General features: G+C 60.6%; 1 protein-coding gene. It reads right to left on the bottom strand.

The genetic code is table 11. The annotated features are described in order from the left end of the window. Window positions 1–167: 167 nt before the first annotated feature. Window positions 168–1,253, bottom strand: a complete 1,086-nt coding sequence (locus tag CXK94_RS22175; protein WP_011913346.1) for an IS5-like element ISPst12 family transposase — start codon at window positions 1,251–1,253, stop codon at window positions 168–170. Window positions 1,254–1,334 lie beyond the last annotated feature (81 nt).

A 1,334-nucleotide genomic window follows, 5' to 3' on the forward strand; every position in this document is an offset into this window, starting at 1 on the left:
TAGCAGGCCGTTGAAAAACTCGGCTTCAACTGCCCCAACCCGTCCGGTTTGGCGCTTTTTCAAGCGCTTTGGCCTAACGGAGTCCAAACAAGGCCTGACTTCAGGCCTTTTTGACAGGTTTCAGCACCACGTTCACGCCTTTCGGCGTTTTTTGGGCGTAACTCGCCCTATACATGCGATCCTCGCCACCAACCCGACAGGCTACCCAGTCGGATCAGGTTGTAGACCGAGAAACCCAGTAATAACTGAGCACTCAGCTTGGCGCGACCGATCAGCTTGGTCTTGCGCAGGCCGCCAACCGTCTTCAGCCAGCCAAAACCTTCTTCGATCCGCTTGCGGATCTTCTGGCTGGCGGCATACCCCGGATGCCGCGTGGTGCGCCCATCGATGGCGCTGCCCTTGCGCTTCTGCGCCACATGCGGTGTCACTTTCAGCTCGCGCGCCCTCTGCACGAAACGCTTCTGGTCGTAATTCTTGTCTGCACCTACCGTGCTGCCCGGCTTGGCCGTGCGCTCCAGCATCTCCAGCGCCGCCTCTACCTCGGCACGTCCATTGAACTCGGTGCATTCCACATCCACGATCAGACCGTTGCGGTGCTCCATCATCGTGTGGGCCATGTGCGCCAGACGACTGGCATCGCCATTGCTCTTGCGCGCCAGCCTGGCCTCGGGATCGCTGGTCGATTGGTGGGTCGCGTTGCTGCGCTTCTCGCCCTTGAAGTCGGCATCGGGGTTGCGCGTGCCATCCTCCGGTGGGTCGCCGCCATCCTTCTTGATAAAGGACTTGTGCGAGGCCCAGGCGTCGATCAGCGTGCCATCGACGCTGAAATGCTCGTTGCTGGCGTACTCGGACCATGCGGCCAGCGACTTGATGCGCTGGAAGAACAGCCGCGCTACATCCTGGTTGAACAAGCGGTCACGGTTCTGGCTGAAGGTCGAGTGATCCCACATGCGCTCGTCCATCGACAAGCCGACGAACCAGCGAAACAGCAGGTTGAAATCAATCTGCTCGACCAACTGCCGCTCGGAGCGAATGGTGTAAATCACCTGCAGCAACGAGGCGCGCAGCAGCCGCTCCGGCGCAATCGAGGCCCGTCCCAGGGTGGAGTACAGCCCGTCGAAGTCCCGATCCATCGAAGCCAGAACGGTATCGACCAGGCCTCGCAGGGGACGCAGCGGGTGATCGTTCGGGATGCGCTGCTCCAGCGTCGTATAACTGAACAGCTCGTTTTGTTTGAGGTCGAGTCCACGCATCGGCTTGGGCTGGCTTCGGCAGAAGAGGATGGCCGCCATTTTGCCAGAGCCACGCGGGCTCTGGCTTTTTTCAACGGCCTG

Origin of the sequence: Stutzerimonas stutzeri (genome assembly GCF_002890915.1) — a bacterium.
GTDB lineage: Bacteria > Pseudomonadota > Gammaproteobacteria > Pseudomonadales > Pseudomonadaceae > Stutzerimonas > Stutzerimonas stutzeri_AF.